The sequence below is a fragment of the Streptomyces sp. NPDC014623 genome, assembly GCF_043088245.1.
GTDB lineage: Bacteria > Actinomycetota > Actinomycetes > Streptomycetales > Streptomycetaceae > Streptomyces.
On sequence record NZ_JBIBZU010000027.1, the window covers coordinates 58783 to 79092 of the forward strand.

Here is a 20310-nt window from a genome sequence, read left to right on the forward strand (position 1 = left end):
GGGCTGTTATGTTTACGTAAACATTTGATGGCGGCATGTCTACACTGCCCCTAGGACGACGGTCAAGGGTCCTTCGGGAGCCGGGGCCCGGACAGTTGCGGAGAGGTGGCGAACGGCAGTGGACACCGTTGAGGAAGCCGCGGACGCGCGGGACACGGGGACGCGGCGCCGCCGCGGCGGCCGGGTGCCCACGGCGTCCATGGCGGACGTGGCCCGGCTCGCGGGGGTCTCCTCGCAGACCGTCTCCCGCGTCTCCAACGGCTACGCCGGTGTGACCGAGGAGACCCGGCAGCAGGTACTGGCGGCCATGAAGGAGCTGGGCTACCGGCCCAACAGCGCGGCCCGGGCGCTCAAGCGCGGTGAGTTCCGCACCATCGGCGTCATCACCTTCTCGCTGGCCACCACGGGCAACGTACGCACCCTGGAGGCCATCGCCACCTCCGCGGCGAGCGAGGGGTACGCGGTGACGCTGCTCCCGGTCGCCGTCCCCACCCATGACGAGGTGCGGGGTGCGTTCTCCCGGCTGGAGGAGCTGGCCGTCGACGCGGTGATCGTCATCATGGAGGTCCACCTGCTGGACGCGGCGTCCCTCAAACTGCCGCCTCACGTACAGGTCGTCGTGGTCGACTCCGACGCGGGCGGCCACTACACGGTCGTCGACACCGACCAGGCCGGGGGCACCCGCGCCGCCGTGCGCCATCTGCTGGACCTCGGACACGACACGGTGTGGCACCTCGGCGGGCCCGAGGGCTCCTTCGCCGCCCAGCGCCGCACGGACGCCTGGCGGCGGACACTCGCCGAGGCCGGCCGCACCCCGCCGCCCCTCACCCGGGGCGACTGGTCGGCGGAGTCCGGCTACCGGGCCGGCCTGGAACTCGCCGCCCGCGAGAAGTGCACGGCCGTCTTCGCGGCCAACGACCAGATGGCCCTCGGCCTGATGCGCGCCCTGCACGAACGCGGCCGTCGCGTCCCGGAGGACGTCAGCGTCATCGGCTTCGACGACATTCCCGAGGCCGGCTCCTTCCTGCCCCCGCTGACCACCGTCCACCAGGACTTCGCCGAGGTCGGACGGCTCTGCGTGGAGGCCGTGCTGCGCAAGATGCGTCAGGACGGCCCGGAGCGCGGCACGACGCTCGTGCCGACCCGGCTGGTGACCCGGGCGAGCACGGCGGCGCGACCGGTGTAGGAGCGGGACCGGCACCGGTGCACGCCGGTCTCCTCCCCGTACGGCTGCCTGCCGGTCACCGCCGCACCGGCCGGCGCGGGAGGAAGCGCCGCGGTCGCTGGGGCGGGGAGCTCGGCGCACGGCCGTCGGCATGACACAGCGCCAGACGCGGCCGGCGGCGGGTGCCCTGCTCTGCGTGCTCTGCGTGCTCTCCGGCTTCGGTGCCGGTGGAGGTTCTCATCCGGGGCGTCTTCACCTCGATCAATCCCGGCTTCGACCGCACCGGCGCGCTGGTGCGCGTCGCCCTCACCGCGCTTGTCCTCCTGTCAGAACAGCTCACCCGAAGGCGCGGTGCCGCCCGAGCGGCGTCGGGTCGCGGTGGTCCCCGAGGAAGGCTCGCTCTTCCCGCACTTGTCCGTTTCCCGGAGATGCCGCCCACGGACCGGACGTACGGAGACGGCGGCCAGGACACCTGGTATCCCACCCGTGGTGGTGCCGATCGCCAGATCGGTGTTCGCGGGCGTGCTGAAGACCCGCGGAAGGAAGCCGGCGTCCCCAGGACGGTCTGCGGACGCCGGAGTTCGGAAGGCTGTACCGGGAGGTCGTCAGGGACGGCTGGTGAGGTAGCCGCCCATGGAGGTGAAGTACTCGGTCGCGCCCATCTCCCTGCCGTCCTCGGTCCGGACGCGGGTGATCGCCAGGCCGTGGTTGCGGCCGGTGCGGGCATCGGCGCCGGCGACGATGACCACGCCGTCGCCCTCACGGTAGAAGATGCGGCCGGGAGTGCCTCCGTAGCGGCCCTCGGACACGACCGCGGTCAGAATCTCCAGGCGCTTGCCCTTGTGGAAGGTGAAGGCGCTCGGGTACGGGGCGGACTGGGCGCGGACCAGGCGGCCCAGGACGTCGGCGGGCCAGTCCCAGTTGATGCGGATGTCCTCCTCGGCGCGCTTGTGGAAGAAGCTGGCCTGGGAACGGTCCTGCTTGGTGAACGCGGTCTCCCCGGCGGCGATACGGGCCAGGGCACCGATCGTGACGGGGGCGATGAGGCCGACGGTCTTGTGGAACAGGTCGGTGGTGGTGTCCGTCGGCTCCACGGTCACCGCGTGCTGGTCCACGATGTCACCCGCGTCGAGCACCTCGTCCATCATGTGGGCGGTGACGCCGACTTCGGTCTCCCCGTTGATGAGGGCCCAGATCAGCGGGGAGAAGCCGGCGTACTTCGGCAGTAGTGAGTCGTGGATGTTCAGTGTGCCGTGGCGGGGGAGGGTGTAGATGCGCGGGGGGATCCACGTGCGCCAGTTGTTGGCCACGATGATGTCCGGGTCGGCTTCCTCGAGGCGCTGGAACAGCTCCTCGTCGTCGGGCCGGTTGCGGATGATGACGGGGACGCCGTGCTCCCCGGCCAGGTCGGCGACGGAGTCACTCCAGATCTTCTCGTAGGCGTGCTCGCTCTTGGGGTGCGTCACGACCATCACCACGTCGTGCTCGGAGTCCAGGAGTGCTTGCAGGGTGCGGTGCCCCCAGGTCTGGTAACCGAACATGACGACCCGCATGGGGTTCCTCCTCGGAAGAGCGAATGATCGGGTCAAGTAAAGCAAGCCTTACCTAACAATACAACAGGCCCTGAATTCAAGCCCGTTCGGCACCCCGGTTTGCCGCTTGCCCGTTTCGCCCTGTCGACAGGGCGGCCCAAGTCAGGTTAGCTTTACCTAAGTTCGACTGGCCGGGGTCGACGGCGGGCTCGGCGTCTTGTTTCTTTTCGTCCACGCCTGACAGGCGGCTGTCCCGCACGATGGGAGTGACATGTCACAGGTTCTTCCTGGCGACGCACCTTTGATCCATGACCTCATAGGCATCGGCTTCGGGCCGTCCAATGTGGCCATGGCGATCGCGCTCAGCGAGCACAACGCGCGCGTCGGCAGGCAGGAGGCGGTTACGGCTCACTTCTTCGAGCGCCAGCCGGGTTTCGGCTGGCACCGAGGCATGCTGATCGACGACGCGACGATGCAGGTGTCCTTCCTCAAGGACCTGGTGACCCTCCGCAACCCGTCCAGCGAGTACACCTTCCTCCGCTACCTGCAGAGCAAGGACCGGCTGATCGACTTCGTCAACCACAAGAACCTCTTCCCGCTCCGGGTGGAGTTCCACGAGTACTTCGAGTGGGCCGCGGCCAAGGTGGACGACATGGTCTCCTACGGCCACGACGTCATCGCCATCGAGCCCGTCGTACGCGACGGCGTGGTGGAGTACGTGGATGTGACGGCCCGTTCCGGGGTGGAGACGGTGGTCCACCGCGCCCGCAACCTCGTCATCGGTACGGGGCTTCGTCCGCTCATGCCGGAGGGCGTCGAGCGGACGGACCGCGTCTGGCACAACTCCGACCTGCTGGCGAAGGTGGACGGCCTGGAGGGCACGGACCCCACCCGCTTCATCGTCGTGGGGGCTGGTCAGAGCGCCGCCGAGAACGTGGCGTACCTGCACCGGCGCTTTCCCGGGGCCGAGGTCTGCGCCGTCTTCTCCCGCTACGGCTACAGCCCCGCCGACGACAGCGGCTTCGCCAACCGCATCTTCGACCCGCAGGCGGTCGACGAGTATTTCGCGGCCCCCGACGACATCAAGCGCCGCCTGATGGACTACCACGGGAACACCAACTACTCCGTGGTGGACATCGACCTGATCGACGACCTGTACCGGCAGGCGTACCAGGAGAAAGTCCTCGGCACCGAACGCCTGCGTTTCCTCAACATCTCGCGTCTCACCGGCGTCGAGGAGACCGGGGACAAGGTCCGCGCCACCGTCAGGTCCCTGGTCACCGGTGAGGAGAGCACGCTGGAGGCCGACGTGGTCGTCCTCGCCACCGGCTACAGCCAGGCAGACCCCTTCGGTCTCCTCGGCGAGGTCGGTGACCGCTGCCACCGCGACGCCCAGGGGCGTGTCCGGGTCGAGCGGGACTACCGCATCATTACGGACCCCGAACTGCGCTGCGGCATATACCTCCAGGGCGGCACCGAGCACACCCACGGCATCACGTCGTCCCTGCTCTCGAACACCGCGATCAGGGTCGGCGAGATCCTGGACTCGATCCTCGACCGTGGTCCCGTGCCCGCTCAGGGCGAGTCCCGGCCGGTCGTCGACGGCATCGGATCGGTCCGCTAGAGCCTCCCCCTCCCCAGGGCCCTTCCTGGGCAAGCCCCCCACCTGCCCCACCCGCCCGGTAGCGCCGTCGTGCACGGGCGGGCGTGGCACGCACTGTGAGACCCCCGTGAAAGGAACATCCGTGCCCACTGGTACGCGCCCCGATCTGACGCGGTTCGTCAGATACGTCCCCCGTGTGGCCGTCGCCACTGTCGCCGTGCTCGCTCTGTCCGCCTGTGGGGGCGGGACCGAGAAGACCGGGTCCCAGCCTTCGGGCGAGGCGACCACCGAGTCGGCCGCCTTCCCCGTGACGGTGGAGCACAAGTACGGAAGCACCACGATCGACAAGGAGCCGAAGAGGGTCGTCACCCTGGGGCTGTCGGACCAGGACGCGGTTCTGGCACTCGGCATCAAGCCGGTCGGCACGGTGGACTGGTTCAAGGAGGACCCGTACGGCAAGTGGCCGTGGACGAAGGACAAGTGGGGGACCACGAAGCCGGAGATCGTCGGCGAGCGCGACGAGTACAACATCGAGAAGATCGCGGCACTGAAGCCGGACCTGGTCATCGCTCAGTACTCGGGGATGAAGAAGGAGCAGTACGACACGCTCTCCAAGTTCACCGAGGTCGTCGCCCAGCCCAAGGACCTGCCCGACTACGGTGCGTCCTGGCAGGTCATGACCCGGCAGATCGGCAAGTCCCTCGGCAGGGAACCGGAGACCGAGAAGCTCATCGCCGGCATCGACGCGCGCTTCAAGGCAGTGCGCGACAAGCACCCCGAGTTCGCCCGGAATACCGTCGCCGTCGCCGACAGCTTCGAGGCCGGCAAGTACTCGGCCTTCACGAAGACCGACCCGAAGGCCATCTTCTTCTCCGAACTCGGATTCAAGCTGAAGCCCGAGATCGACTCCCTGGCCAAGCCGGGCTGGAACGTCGCCGAGCTGAGCGCCGAGAAACTGGACGTGCTCGACGTCGACCGCCTCGTCTGGGTCACCTCCAGCACCGAGGCCAACGACCGCATCAAGGCCGAGGCGCTCTACAAGAAGCTGGAAGTCCACCAGGAGAGGCGGGACCTGTTCGTGCCCTACCAGGACCCGGACATCGGCGCGGCCTTCTCCTTCAACACCGTCCTGTCGATCCCGTACGCCATCGAACAGATCGAGCCGCTGATCGCGGCCGTCGAGTAAGCGCCGTCCACCGGCATCCCCGCCCGTCCGCCGGCCACGCCGCGTACGGGCGGGCCCCGCCATCTGCGTCCCCGTTCCTCCTCGGCACCGCGCCCTGCCGCCCGCCCGTACGGCGGCCCTCCCCGCCCGGCCGGGAGCGGGCCCGCACCGGGACACCTCATCGACGCACTACCTGGGAAAGGCCCATTCGAACGATGTTTGACGTCGAGTCGGACCGGACGTCCGCTTCCCGCATACCCGTCACCGGCGGTCAATCCGGTATCTGGCTTGCCCAGCAGATCGACCCGGACAGCTCCGTCTACAACATCGTGTTCGCCCTGGACCTGCGCGGCGACGTCGACCTCGCCCGCCTTACCGCCTCCGTGCGGCAGGCCGTCGAGGAAGCCGAGAGCCTGCACGTGTGTGTCAGCCACGACAACGGCGCCCTCCGGCAGACACCCGTCCCCGTCCCCGTCGACGTCCCCGTCGTCGACCTGCGCGACGCCCCGGACCCCGAGGCGGCCGCCGCCGGCTGGATGGCCGCAGACCGGGGACGGCCCGTCGATCTCGCGCGCGGGCCTCTCTTCGCCCAGGCGCTGCTCCGGCTCGCGGACGACCACGTCTCCTGGTACCAGCGCTACCACCACATCGTCACCGACGGCATGGGCGCCGCCCTGATCACCCGCCGGGCCGGTGAGTTCTACACCGCCGGCGACCAGGAACCCGCCCCGTGCGACTGGTCCCTGTCCCGCCTGGTCGACGCCGACCGCGCCTACCGCTCCTCCGGCCGGCACCAGGAGGACCGTGCGTACTGGCTGGGCCGCATGGCCGACCGGCCCGAGCCCGTACGTCTCGTCGAGCGCGCGCCGTCGCCCATGACGCGGCGCCTGCGCCGCACGGTGGAGCTGTCCGCCGAGGTCACCGACCGGCTGAGCGCCGCTGCCGAGAACGCCGACGTACGTGTCTCCCGCCTGCTGATCGCCGCCGTGGCCGCCTACCTGCACCGGGTCAGCGGTGAGCGGGACCTCGTCCTCGGTCTGCCGATCGCCGCCCGGGAGGGCGCCGTGTCCGCCGGCATCCCCGGCATGCTGTCCAACATCGTCCCGCTGCGCGTGTCCGTCCACCCCGGCACGACCGGCGCCGAACTCCTGGCCGACGTACGGCACGCGGTCGCCGAGGCGGTCGCCCACGGGCGGTACCGTGTCGAGGACCTGGCACGGGAACTCGGCCTGGCCGACGGCGTGTCCGAACTGGTCGGCCCGACCGTCAACATCCTGCCCCGTCCCGAAGACCTCCGGTTCTCGGAACACGACGCCGAACTCGACCCGGTCTGGCTCGGCCCGGTCAGCGACCTGGCCCTCAGCTTCGTCGAGAGCCAGGGGGGAACCGGCATCCGTGTCCACATCGACGCCGACGCCGATGTGTGCGACGAGGAGACCCTGCGCGCCCACGAGCGCCGCTTCCTGACGCTGCTCGACGCCCTGGCCGAGGGTCTGGACCACCCCGTGGGCCGCATCGAGCTGACCTCCGGTGCGGAGCGGGCCCGGATCCTCGACGGGTTCGGCGTGTCCCCGCGCAAGACGGCCGAGCTCTCCTGGCCCGCCGCCTTCGAGCGCCAGGTCCGCCGCACCCCGGACGCGGTCGCCCTCGTGTGCGAGGAACAGGTGGGGTCATCTTCCGGCTGCCTCCCCCGGACAGAGTCCGGGGGAGGCAGCCGGAAGATGACGTATGCCGAACTGAATGCGGCCGCCAACCGGCTGGCCCGCCTCCTCGCCGCTCGTGGCGTGGGCACCGAGGACGTCGTCGCCGTCGCCGTGCCGCGCTCTCCCGACCTCGTGGTGTCCCTCCTCGCGGTCATGAAGGCGGGGGCCGCCTACCTGCCGCTGGACGCCGACCACCCGCAGGACCGCCTCGCCTACATGCTGGACGACGCCGGGGCGCGCACCGTCATCACCACCCGCGATCTGTCCGACGCCCTTCCGGAGACCGCCGGCCTCGGTCACCTGCTCCTCGACGCCCCGTCCGTGACCTCGGAGTGTGCCGCCCTCGACGCCTCGGACCCGGGCCTGCCCATCGCCCTGGGCCAGGCCGCGTACGTCATCTACACCTCCGGCTCCACCGGTCGGCCCAAGGGTGTCGTCGTCTCCCACGACGGCGTCGGCAGCCTCATCGCCACCGCCACCGACCGCATCGGCGTCACCGCCGACAGCCGCGTCGTCCAGTTCGCCTCCGTCGGCTTCGACGTGACGGTCTGGGACCTGATCATGTCGCTCTGCGTGGGCGGCCGGATCATCGTCGTCCCCACCGAGCGGCGTGTCGCCGGACCCGCGCTCACGGACTACGTCGCACGCCACCGCGCCACCCACATGATCCTGCCGCCGTCCCTCGTCTCGGCGCTTCCGCAGGACTGCGACCTGCCCGACGGTGCCGTCCTGATCGTCGGTACCGAGGCGGTGCCCGGCGAGCTGATCGCCCGCTGGGCCGGACGGCTCCAGGTTGTCGTCGCGTACGGCCTCACCGAGGCCACCGTCAACTCCACCCTGTGGGTCGCCACCCCCGAGCGCCCCGGACCCGCGCCCATCGGTGAGCCCGACCCCAACACCCGCGCCTACGTGCTCGATTCCGCGCTCCGCCCGGTACCGGTCGGCGTCGACGGCGAGCTGTACATCGCCGGACGCGGCCTCGCCCGCGGCTACCTCGGCAGGCCGGGGCTCACCTCCGAGCGCTTCGTCGCCGACCCGTACGCCGCCGAGCCGGGCGCCCGGATGTACCGCACGGGCGACCGCGTCCGCTGGGCCGCCGACGGCAACCTGGAGTTCCTGGGACGCGCCGACGGCCAGATCAAGATCCGCGGCCACCGCATCGAGCCCGGTGAGATCGAGAGCGCCTTCATGGCCTGTCCGGGCATCGCCCAGGCCGCCGTCCTCGTCCGGGAGGACCACAGGAGCGCCAAGCGCCTCGTCGCGTACCTCGTCGCCGAGGCCGCCACGGACGCGGACGCCTCCGTGGCTCAGGCGCGCACCCGGGTCGCCGAGGCGCTGCCCGACTACATGGTCCCGTCCGCCGTCGTACGCCTCGACGGGCCGCTGCCGCTGACGCCCAACGGCAAGCTCGACAACCGGGCCCTGCCCGCGCCCGAGTGGACCGCGACGGCCGGCGGCGACGCGCCCACCACCCCCGCCGAGACCGCGCTCGCCGGACTGTTCGCCGAGGTGCTCGGCCTGCCGTCGGCCGGTGTGCACGACAGCTTCTTCGAGCTGGGCGGCGACAGCATCGTCGCGATCCAGCTGGTCAGCCGTGCCCGTGAGGCAGGACTCGCGATCACCCCCCGCGACGTGTTCCGGCAGCGGACCGTGGAGGGGCTCGCCAGGACGGCGGGCCAGGTGACGACTGCCGTCACGCCGACGGCGCCGGTGGTGGAGCTGGATGAGGACGCCCTGCCCGTCTCCCCGCTCCAGGAAGGCTTCTTCTTCCACGCGGAGTTCGACCAGGAGGCCGGCGACCTGTACGTCGTCCAGGAACTCCTGGACCTCGCGGGCGACATCGACCCGGACCGACTGCGTCAGTCGCTCCAGCTGCTGCTCGACCGGCACCCGCTGTTGCGCGCCTCCTTCCGTCAGCTGTCCGGCGGTGAGGTCGTCCAGCGGATCCCCGACCGCACGACCCTTCCGTGGCGGGAGGCCGCCACCGCCCGTACCACGCTGGAGGACCTGCTGCGGCAGGACCGTGCCGAACGGTTCGACCTCGCCCGGCCGCCGTTGATGCGGGCCACCCTGATCCGGGACGGGCAGCGCCACCGGCTGCTGCTCACTCTGCACCACATCATCGCCGACGGCTGGTCGGTCTCCGTCCTGCTGCGCGAACTGACCACGGCCTATCGGGGCGAGGCTCTGCCCGAGCCGCCCGGTCCGCAGGCGTACCTTTCGTGGCTGGCCGGCCGGGACCGTGACGCCGCCCGCGACGCGTGGCGCCAGGCGCTGGCCGGTCTGGACGGGCCCACCCGGCTCCTCGCCTCCGCTGCGGGCGACGGCCAGGCCCCACCGGCCGCCAGGCCCGAGCACGTGGACGTCCGGTTGCCGGAAACGCTCACCTCTGATCTGACCGCCCGTGCCCGCAGCCACGGCCTCACCCTCAGTACCGCCGTGCACGGCGCCTGGGCCCTGCTCCTCGGTGGCCTGACCGGCAGCCAGGACGTTGTGTTCGGCACCACCGTCTCGGGACGCACCACCGAGGTCGATGGTCTGGACTCGGCCGTGGGCCTGTTCATCAACACCGTGCCGGTCCGGGTCACCCTGCGTGGCGGCGAGTCGCTCGCCGATCTGCTGCTGCGCGTCCAGGACGAGCACGCGGCCCTCCTGGACCACCAACATCTCGGACTCGCCGACATCCAGCGCCTCGCGGGCGGCGGGGAACTCTTCGACACCCTCGTCGTGTTCGAGAACTACCCGTCCGGAGAGCTGTCCACCGAACGGGACCAGGAGACGCTGCGCGTCACCGGCGCCGAGGTGTTCGACGCCGTGCACTACCCGCTCGCGCTGATCGTCGAACCCGGCGCCCACCTGGCACTGCGGTTCACGTACGACGCGGCGCGGCTCGACCAGCTGTCCGTCGCGGTGATCGCCCACCGCTTCGAGTCGCTGCTGCGGACGCTCGCGTCCGACCCCGCCCGCCCGGTCGCCCGGGTCGGAATGCTGTCCGACCGGGAGCAGGAGCACCTCACCGCGCTGAACACCACCGCACACCCGCTGCCCGACGCGGACGCCACCCTTGCCTCGCTGTTCGCCGCACAAGTGGTACGGACCCCCGACGCCCCGGCTGTCGTCTTCGAGGACACCGCCCTGACGTACGCCGAACTCGACCGGCGCGCCGAGGCCCTGGCCCGGCGGCTGCGGGCACACGGCGCCGGCCCGGAGCGGTTCGTCGCGGTCGCCGTGCCCCGCTCGGCCGAGCTGATGGTCGCGCTGCTCGGTGTGCACAAGGCGGGCGCCGCCTACCTGCCCGTCGATCTCGACTACCCTGCCGACCGGGTGGCGTCCATGCTCGCCGACTCGGGTGCCCGTACCGTCGTGACCACCGACGGCTCGGCCGGGCGACTGCCCGACGTGCCGGGTCTCGAACACGTCCTCGTGGACCACGACGAGGAGGCGCCCGATGTGCCTGGTGCGCAGGCGGGCCCCGACCACCCCGCGTACCTGATCTACACCTCCGGCTCCACCGGGCGCCCCAAGGGCGTCGCCGTCACCCACCGTGCGATCGTCAACCGCCTCGCCTGGATGCAGGGTGAGTACGGGCTCGGCGCCGACGACCGGGTGCTGCAGAAGACCCCGTCCAGCTTCGACGTGTCCGTCTGGGAGTTCTTCTGGGCCCTGGTCGAGGGCGCGACCGTCGTCCTCGCCAGGCCCGACGGTCACCGCGACCCGGCGTACCTCGCTGAACTGATCCGTACCGAGCGGATCACGACGATGCACTTCGTGCCGTCGATGCTGGCCGCGTTCGTCCAGGCCATGGACACCGCCGCCGGCACCCCGGACTGGGCGGCGAGCCTGCGCCGGGTGTTCTGCAGCGGCGAGGCCCTCCCCGGCCCGGACGCCCGCCGCTGGTGGGAGCTGACATCCCGCCACGGCCACGGCCCCGTACCGCTGCACAACCTGTACGGCCCCACCGAAGCGGCCGTCGACGTGACGTACTTCCCGTACGAGGGCGGCACCGAGCCCGCCGTTCCGATCGGCCGTCCCGTGTGGAACACCCCCCTGTACGTGCTCGACGCCTTCCTGCGGCCCGTCCCGGACGGCGTGCCGGGCGAGCTGTACCTCGCCGGCGTCCAGCTGGCACGCGGCTACCACGACCGGCACGGCCTGACCGCCGAGAGGTTCGTCGCCGACCCGTTCGGTGATCCGGGCACGCGCATGTACCGGACCGGCGACCTGGTCCGGCGCCGCGCCGATGGTGCCGTCGAGTACCTGGGCCGCACGGACCGGCAGGTCAAGATCCGTGGTAACCGGATCGAGCCGGGCGAGATCGAGAGCGCCCTGGCCGCCCTGCCGGACGTCGCCCGCGCTGCCGTGATCGTCCGTGACGGAGCGCTCCTCGGCTACGCGGTTCCCGCTCCCGGCACCGCCCCGGACGCCGATGCCCTCCACGGGGCGCTCGCCGAGGCGTTGCCCGCGGCGATGGTGCCGACGGCCGTCACGGTCCTCGACGCGCTGCCGCTCTCGCCCAGCGGCAAGCTCGACCAGAACGCCCTGCCCTCGCCGTCCGTCACCCCCCGGGCGGGTGGACGCGCGCCTCGCGACGAGCGCGAACGCGCTCTGTGCGAGACCTTCACCACCGTCCTCGGCATGCCCGGGATCGGTGCCGACGACGACTTCTTCATGCTCGGCGGCGACAGCCTCACCTCGATCGCCGTCGCCACCCGGGCCCGGGAAAGGGGACTGGCCATCAGCCCGCGTGATGTGTTCGAGCACCGCACGCCCGGCGCGCTCGCCGCAGTGGCCGCGAGCGTGCCGGACGAGCCCGCTCCGGCCGCAGCCGGGGCACCCGCCGCCGGTGTCACCGTGTCCGCCACCGATGCCGGGCAGGCCGCCGCCGCCCTCCAGGCGGTGCTCGCCGCGCAACAGCAGTCCGGCGCGGCGGTCGACCCCGCATTGAAAGCGCTGCTCGAGCAGCTCACCGCCGCGGCACCGGCGCAGGCCCCGGCCCCCGCCCCGCTGGGCGGCCCTGAACTGACCCCGGAGGAGACCGCCCGCGTCGAGGCCGTCGCCGGCCTCCCGGTCGCGGACGTCTGGCCGCTCTCCCCGCTCCAGGAAGGGATGTACTTCCACGCCACCTATGACGCCGGCGACGCCCTCGACGTCTACCTGTCGCAGGAGACCCTGGACTTCGACCGCCGTCTCGACGCCGGCCGGCTGCGCACCGCCTGCCGGGCGCTCCTGGAGCGCAACGCCAGCCTGCGCGCCGGGTTCACCAGCGACGGCCTGCCCCAGCCCGTGCAGTTCATCGCGGACGGTGCCGACATCCCGCTCGTGGAGACCGACCTGTCCGGGCTGCCGGCCGAGGAGCGGTGTGCCCGCGTGGACGAACTGCTTGCCGCCGACCGCCGACAGCGCTTCGACCTGTCCGTGCCGCCCCTGTGCCGCCTCCAGCTGATCCGGCTCGGCGACGGCCGCGACCGGCTCGTCGTCACCCATCACCTCATCCTGTGGGACGGCTGGTCCGCGTGGCTGTTCCTGGAGGAACTGTTCACGCTGTACGAGCGGGCCGGCGACGCCACCGGTCTGCCCGCTCCCGGCTCGTACCGCGACTACCTGGCGTGGCTGGACGAGCAGGACACGCCCCAGGCCCTCGGCGTCTGGCGCGGCGTGCTCTCCGGCTTCGACGAGCCGACTCTCGTCGCTCCGGCGGGGCGGGACGCGGGCCCGGTCATCCCGGCCGACTTCGACGCGGTGCTGACCCGGGAGACCAGCGACCGGCTGCGCGCCCTGGCGCGACGGCATGGCCTCACCCTGAACACGGTACTCAACGCCGCCTGGGGCCTGGTCCTCTCGGCGATGACCGGCCGTGGAGACGTCGTCTTCGGCACCGCGGTCGCCGGACGGCCCGCGGACGTGCCGAACGTCGCCGGGATCATCGGCATGTTCCTCAACACCATCCCGGCCCGGGTCGCGTTCGCCCCGGACGAGCCGCTGCTCGACCTGCTGCGCCGGATGCAGTCCGAGCGGGCCGCGGTCATGCCGTACGAGTACGTGGGCCTCGGCACGCTCCAGCAGGAGACCGGCCACCGCCGTCTGTTCGACACCCTGTTCGTGCTCCGTTCCGCCGACGGCGAGAACCGCGCCGCGGCGCTGCGGCAGCGGCACGGCATCACTGATGTCTCGAACGTGGACGGCACCCACTTCCCGCTCACTCTGATCGTCACGCCCGGGACCCGCCTGCGAGTCACCCTGGCGGCCCGGCCCGACCTGTTCGACGCGGAGGCCGCCGCCACCGTCCTCGGCCGGTTCACGACCGTCCTGGAGCGGCTCGGAACGCTTCTCTCCGCCCCGGACGCCGCCTCGGCCCGTACGGCCGGCGTGGACCTGCTGCTGCCGCCGGAGCGCGCCGCGCTCACGGCCGAGTGGGCCGGCAGCCGGGAGCCGGTGCCGAACGAGACCATCGCCGACATGCTCACGGCCCAGGCCGCCCGTACCCCGGACGCGGCGGCGCTCGTCTTCGGCGAGCGCGCCCTGACTTATGCCGAACTGGACGCGCACGTCAACCGGATCGCCCGCCTGCTCCTCAGCCGGGGCGCGGGACCGGAGAAGGTCGTGGCGCTCGCCCTGCCCCGGTCCATCGACATGGTCGCCGCGCTGTTCGCCGTCCTGCGGACCGGCGCCGCGTACCTGCCGCTGGACCTGGACCACCCAGCCGACCGGCTGCGCCTGATGCTCGAGGACACCGGCCCGCTGGGCCTGGTCTCCACCACGGCTGTGGCACCGACCCTGCGCGGGCTCGAAGGCTCCGTCGCCCCCGAACTCCTCCTGGACGACGAGTCCGTGGCCGCCGAGCTGAGCGCCCTGCCCGGCGGGGAGATCACGGATGCCGAGCGGCCCGCGTTCGCCCACGGCGTGCCGGACCGCCTGGAGCACCCGGCGTACGTCATCTACACCTCCGGCTCGACCGGCAGGCCCAAGGGTGTCGTCACCCCCTACCGGGGCCTGACGAACATGCAGCTCAACCACCAGAAGGAGATCTTCGACCCGGCCATCGCCTCGGCCGGCGGCCGCCGGCTGCGCATCGCGCACACCGTCTCCTTCGCTTTCGACATGTCGTGGGAGGAACTGCTCTGGCTCGTCGAGGGCCACGAGGTGCACGTCTGCGACGAGGAGCTGCGCCGCGACGCGGAGGCGCTGGTGGCCTACTGCGACCGTCACCAGGTCGACGTGGTCAACGTGACCCCCACCTACGCCCAGCTGCTCATCGAGGAGGGCCTCCTCGACCGCGACGAGACGGCGGGGAAGCACCGCCCGGCGCTGGTCCTGCTCGGTGGCGAGGCGGTGTCCGACACGGTGTGGACGAAGCTGCGCCACACCGAGGGCACGTACGGCTACAACCTCTACGGGCCCACCGAGTACACCATCAACACCCTCGGCGGCTCGACGACGGACAGCGCGACCTCCACGGTCGGGATGCCCATCCGCAACACCCGCGCCTACGTCCTGGACGCGATGTTGCGCCCCGTCCCGCCGGGCTGCCCCGGCGAGCTGTACATCGCCGGCACCGGCCTGGCCCGTGGCTACCACGACCGTCCCGGCCTGAGCGCGGAGCGGTTCGTCGCGGACCCCTTCGGGGAACCGGGAGAGCGGATGTACCGCACGGGTGACCTCGTACGGCAGCGGCCCGACGGTCTGCTCGACTTCCTGGGCCGCACCGACGACCAGGTGAAGATCCGCGGCTACCGGATCGAGCTGGGTGAGATCTCCACGGCCCTGTCCACGCACCCCGAGGTCGCCCACACGGCGGTCGTCGTGAACGAGAGCACCGGTACCAAGCGCCTGGTCGGCTACTTCGCACCGGAGGACGGTACGGAGACAGGGGAGGACCTGCTCCAGCGGCTGCGCGACCACCTGAAGGCCGGGCTGCCCGACTACATGGTCCCGTCCGCACTCGTCCCCGTGGACACATTTCCGCTCACCGTCAACGGCAAGCTGGACGTACGGGCCCTGCCCGCCCCGGACTTCTCCGGAACGGGCGCCGGCCGAGCCCCGGGCACGCCGCAGGAGGAGACGCTCTGCATGCTCTTCGCGGAGGTTCTGGGCCTGCCGGAAGGCAGTGTCGGCATCGACAGCGACTTCTTCGAACTGGGCGGCCACTCACTGCTCGCCACCCGGCTCGTCAGCCGTGCCCGCACGGCGCTCGACACCGAACTGGCCATCCGCGACCTGTTCGAGGCACCCACCGTCGCCGAGCTGGTCGAGCGCGCGGCCCGCTCCGGCGCCGCCGCCCGCCCGGCACTGACCGCCGGTGAGCGGCCCGACGAGCTGCCGCTCTCGCACGCCCAGCAGCGGCTGTGGGTCGTCCAGCAGATCGAGTGCACCTCGGCCGCGTACAACTTCCCGCTGGTCATGCGGATGCGCGGTGCCCTCGATGCCGAGGCGTGGGAGACGGCGCTCGCCGACGTGACGGCCCGCCACGAAGCACTGCGGACGGTGTTCGCGGAGCCCGACGGTCAGGTGGTCCAGCGCGTGCTGCCCGCCGAAGAGGCACGGCCCGTCGTGGAACTGCTGCGTGCCACGGAGGACGAGATGCCCGCCGTCGTCGACGCGGCCGTCAACCGGCCCTTCGACCTCGCCATCGAACTGCCGCTGCGCGCCACGATCGTGGAACTCGCCCCGGAGGACCACGTCGTCGTCCTGCTGCTGCACCACATCACCACCGACGAGTGGTCGGACCGCCCGTTCCTCCGGGACCTGGCCACCGCCTATACGGCCCGCGTCGCGGGTGCGGCACCGGAGTGGGAGCCGCTGCCCGTCCAGTACGCCGACTACGCGCTGTGGCAGCAGCGTCTGCTCGGCGACCCGGCGGACGCGGACAGTCTGGCCGCCCGGCAGCTGGAGTACTGGCGTACGACGTTGGAGGGTGCCCCCGAGGAGCTCGAACTCCCCACGGACCGGCCGCGCCCGGCACGGCCGGCGTTCACCGGTGCCGAGCTGGACATCGCGTTCGACACCGACGTCCACGAGGGGCTGAAGCGGCTCGCCCGCGAGACCGGCGCCAGCATGTTCATGGTCGTGCACGCGGCCGTGGCCGCCCTGCTGCACCGCATGGGCGCCGGGACGGACGTCCCTCTCGGCTCGCCCATCGCCGGCCGCGCCGACGACGCCCTTGACGACCTGGTCGGCTTCTTCGTCAACACCCTGGTGCTGCGCACCGACCTGAGCGGCGACCCGAGCTTCACCGAACTGCTGGCCCGGGTCCGGGAGACGGACCTGGCCGCGTTCTCGCACGCGGACGTGCCGTTCGAGTCCGTGGTGGAGAAGCTCAACCCGGCCCGCTCCCTGTCCCGGAACCCGCTGTTCCAGGTGATGGTCGGCTACCACGCCCGCACCGGTGACACACTGGAACTGCCCGGCCTCCGCGCCGGTTACGTGCCGTTCCGTATCCGCTCGGCCAAGTTCGACCTGGTGTTCAGCTTTACCGAGCACACGCCGGCCGACGGCGGCACGGGCTCCCTGGGCTGCCGCCTGGAGTTCGCCACGGAGCTCTTCGACCACGAGACCGCCGTACGTCTCGGCGACCGCCTCCGGGCGCTCGTCGCTGCCCTCGTCGCCGCACCCGGGCAGCCCGTCTCGCGGGCGGACATCCTCGGCGGCGAGGAGCGGCAACTGGTTCTGGAGGGCTTCAACGGCACCCCGCGGCCGGTGGACGAGGAGACCCTGCCGACGATGTTCGCGCGGCGGCTCGCCGAGCGGCCCGACGCGATCGCCGTCGTGGACCGCTCGCACTCGGTGACGTACGAGCGTCTTGACGCGCGGTCCAACCGGATCGCCCGGCTCCTGGCCGCGCGCGGCGTGTGTGCCGAGAGCGTGGTCGGAGTGGCCGTGCCCCGCTCCGCCGGCATGATCGCCACGGTGCTCGCAGCACTCAAGCTGGGCGCCGCGTTCCTGCCCCTCGACCTGGCCCACCCCGCCGACCGCCTCGGTTACATGATCGAGGACTCGCGGGCGACCGTCGTGGTCGGCACCGAGGCGGTGGCCGGGAAGATCCCGGAGGTGGCGGGCGTACCGGTGCTGCTGCTCGACGAGCCGTCCGTAGCCGCCGAGCTGGACGGTCTGCCGGAGTCCGCCGCCGGCGGCGGACCGGCAGGCCTGGACCAGGCCGCGTACGTGATCTACACCTCCGGTTCCACCGGCCGTCCGAAGGGCGTGGTCGTGCCGCACGAGGGCATTTCCAGCCTCATCGCCACGGCCGTCGACCGGATGGGCCTGGAACGCGACAGCCACGTCCTCCAGTTCGCGTCCGTAGGCTTCGACGTCTTCGTGTTCGAGCTCGCGATGGCGCTCTGCCACGGCGGCCGGCTCGTCCTCATCACGGACGAGGCGCGCGTCGCGGGCCCGGCGCTCACCGACTTCCTCGCGGAGCAGCGGATCACCCACATGATCCTGCCGCCGTCCCTCGTGTCGGCCCTGCCCCCCGGCTGCGAACTGCCCGAGGGGTCGACCGTCCTGGTCGGTACGGAGACGGTGCCGCCGGACGTGTTCGAGCGGTTCGGCACCACGGCCCACCTGATCTGCGCGTACGGGCTCACCGAGGCGACGGTCAACTCCACGCTGTGGCCCTCGCGTGAACACGGAGGCCGCCCGACCGGCCGCGTGCCCATCGGCCGCCCCGACCCCAACACCCGCGCCTACGTCCTCGACGAGCGCCTGCGGCCGGTCCCGCCGGGTGTCGCCGGCGAGCTGTACGTCTCCGGACGCGGCCTCGCGCGCGGTTACCTCGGCAAGGCCGGGCTGACCTCCGAGCGGTTCGTCGCCGACCCGTACGGTCCGCCCGGCAGCCGGATGTACCGCACCGGGGACCGCGCCCGCTGGCGCGCGGACGGCAACCTCGACTTCCTCGGGCGCGTCGACACGCAGGTCAAGGTCCGTGGCTTCCGCATCGAGCTGGGCGAGATCGAGGCGGCCCTCGCCGGTCACCCCGCGGTCGCCCAGGCAGCCGTGCTGCCCGACCGGGACGCCGACATCGTCCGTCTCGTCGGTTACGCCGTCCCAGAGGCGGGGAAGTCCGTGGAGCTGGACCCGCGGGAACTGCGCGCCCACGTGGCCGGGCAACTGCCCGAGTACATGGTCCCGGCGCTCGTCGTGCCGCTGGAGGGCCCGCTGCCGCTGACCCCCAACGGCAAACTGGACCGCAAGGCGCTGCCCGTCCCGGACTGGACCACGATGACCGGCGGCACGCTGCCGGCCAACGAGACGCAGGCCAGGCTCGCCGCACTGTTCGGAGAGATCCTCAAGCTGGAGAAGGTCGGCGTCCACGACAACTTCTTCGCGCTCGGCGGCCACTCCATGGCGTCGATGCGGCTCCTGGGCCGTATCCGTGCCGAGTTCGGGGTCGAGCTGAGCATCCGGGACGTCTTCGACGCGCTGACCGTCGCCGGCATCGAGGGCAAGCTCAAGGGCGCCTCCACGGCCCGCCCGGCGCTGCGCCCGGCGAAGGCACGTCAGGAGCCGCCTCTCGCCGCACCCGTCCAGCGCTGGCAGTGGGACGCGTACGGCCGTACCCCCCGCTTCGACCACGCGCTCGTGCTGCGCTCGCCCGGCGGTCTGGACGCGGACGCGCTGTCCGCGGCCCTCGCCGACGTGGCGAGTCGTCACGAACCCCTGCGGACGGCGTTCACGGAGGAGGACGGCGCGCTGCGTCACCGGGCCGTCCAGCCCTCGGCGCTGCTGCTGGAGGAGTGCGCGGACCTGGAGGCGCGGCTGACCGAGCTGGCGGCCGGATCACCGGAGCCGGAGCGCGCGGCTCCGTTCGTGGCTCGTCTGCTGACGACGGCCACGGGGCAGCAGGCCCTGCTGCTGACCATGCACTACCTGGTCGTGGACGAGTGGTCGGTCGTCCCCCTCCTCCGTGACCTGACGGAGGCGTACGCGGCCCGTACGGAAGGCCGGGCGCCCGAGTGGCAGCCGTTGCCGGTCTCGTACACGGACTACGCCCTGTGGGCGCGGGAGGTCTTGGGCGACCTGGACGACCCGGACAGCCGGGGCGGCCGGCAGCTCGCCTACTGGCGCGAGACGCTGAAGGACGTACCGGCCGAGCTGGCCCTCCCGGCGGACGGGCCACGCTCGTCCTCGCCCGGTGCGGACCACGTGGGTTTCGTCCTGGACGAGCAGCTGCACGTGGCCGTGGACGACCTGGCCCGGGCCACCGGCACCAGCATGTTCATGGTGCTGCACTCCGCCCTGGCGGCGCTGCTCACCGCCCACGGCGCGGGCACGGACCTCCCCCTCGGCACGGTGGTCGCCGGCCGCACGGACGACCAGCTGGCCGATCTCGTGGGCTGCTTCTCCAACACGGTCGTGCTGCGCACCGACACCGCCGGCGACCCGACCTTCGCGGAGCTGCTGTCCCGTGTACGGGAGACCACGCTCGGCGCCCTGGACCGGCAGGAGGTCCCGTTCGAGGAGGTCGCCGGGGCGACCGGACTGCCGCAGGAGGGCCCGCAGGTCATGGTGATCCACCATGAACAGGCGGACCTGGAGAAGCTGGAGGGCGGTGTCGGTTCCCTCGACGCCGTACCCACCGGTTCGACCCGGGCCCAGCTGACCCTCAGCTTCTACGAGCCGCGCGGCGACGGCCCGGTCCACTGCGGCCTGATCCACGCCACCGACCTGCTCGGCACCGCCAGGGCACAGCGGCTCGCCGACGAACTCCAGAGGCTGTTGCGCGCCGTGGCAGCCGACCCGGAACAGCCGCTCTCGGAGCTGTTCACCGCCGTGTCCACAAGGAGTGACAACGCATGACCACCAACCCGTTCGAGGACCCGCAGGGACGCTTCCTGGTACTCGTGAACGCCGAGAAACAGCACTCGCTGTGGCCGTCCTTCGCCGAGGTTCCCGCCGGGTGGCGGACCGCCTCCGGCGAGGACACGCGCGAGGCATGCGCCAGGTACGTGGAGAAGCACTGGACGGACCTGCGCCCCGCGAGTCTGGTCGCTCAGCAGGGCTGACCCCGTACGGCAGCAGGACGCCGCCGCCCGTGGAGACCTCACCACGGGCGGCGGCGCATGTGAGCGGTCAGTAGTGGCAGCGGGTCCCGAGGGCTTCGTACGACTCGGAGTGCAAGGCCGCACCCGGCACCGGCAAGGCTCCCG

General features: G+C 71.8%; 6 protein-coding genes. 5 read left to right on the forward strand and 1 reads right to left on the reverse strand.

Going from position 1 to position 20310, the window contains the following annotated elements; genetic code table 11:
- Positions 1-199 precede the first annotated feature (199 nt).
- Positions 200-1186: a LacI family DNA-binding transcriptional regulator gene (locus ACF1FZ_RS31440; RefSeq protein WP_391776795.1), complete on the forward strand. Its 987-nt coding sequence runs from the start codon at positions 200-202 to the stop codon at positions 1184-1186.
- A 584-nt stretch (positions 1187-1770) separates the two neighbouring features.
- Here ACF1FZ_RS31440 and ACF1FZ_RS31445 read toward each other — a convergent pair.
- Complete coding sequence (locus tag ACF1FZ_RS31445; protein WP_391776781.1) at positions 1771-2718, reverse strand: methionyl-tRNA formyltransferase; 948 nt, start codon at positions 2716-2718, stop codon at positions 1771-1773.
- Between the two features lie 250 nt (positions 2719-2968).
- Between ACF1FZ_RS31445 and ACF1FZ_RS31450 the strand changes: the two genes are divergently transcribed.
- From ACF1FZ_RS31450 to ACF1FZ_RS31465, 4 genes are all read left to right on the forward strand, one after another.
- A complete protein-coding gene (locus ACF1FZ_RS31450) occupies positions 2969-4321 on the forward strand; it encodes a lysine N(6)-hydroxylase/L-ornithine N(5)-oxygenase family protein (RefSeq protein WP_391776782.1) in 1353 nt (450 codons plus the stop codon).
- 121 nt (positions 4322-4442) lie between these two features.
- Positions 4443-5486, forward strand: a complete 1044-nt coding sequence (locus ACF1FZ_RS31455) for an iron-siderophore ABC transporter substrate-binding protein (RefSeq protein WP_391776783.1) — start codon at positions 4443-4445, stop codon at positions 5484-5486.
- A 194-nt stretch (positions 5487-5680) separates the two neighbouring features.
- The gene (locus ACF1FZ_RS31460) at positions 5681-19960 is read left to right on the forward strand and encodes an amino acid adenylation domain-containing protein (protein ID WP_391776784.1); all 14280 of its coding nucleotides are present in this window, start codon (positions 5681-5683) and stop codon (positions 19958-19960) included.
- Positions 19957-20166: an MbtH family protein gene (locus tag ACF1FZ_RS31465; protein WP_391776785.1), complete on the forward strand. Its 210-nt coding sequence runs from the start codon at positions 19957-19959 to the stop codon at positions 20164-20166. The genes ACF1FZ_RS31460 and ACF1FZ_RS31465 overlap by 4 nt, the downstream gene beginning before the upstream one ends.
- Positions 20167-20310 lie beyond the last annotated feature (144 nt).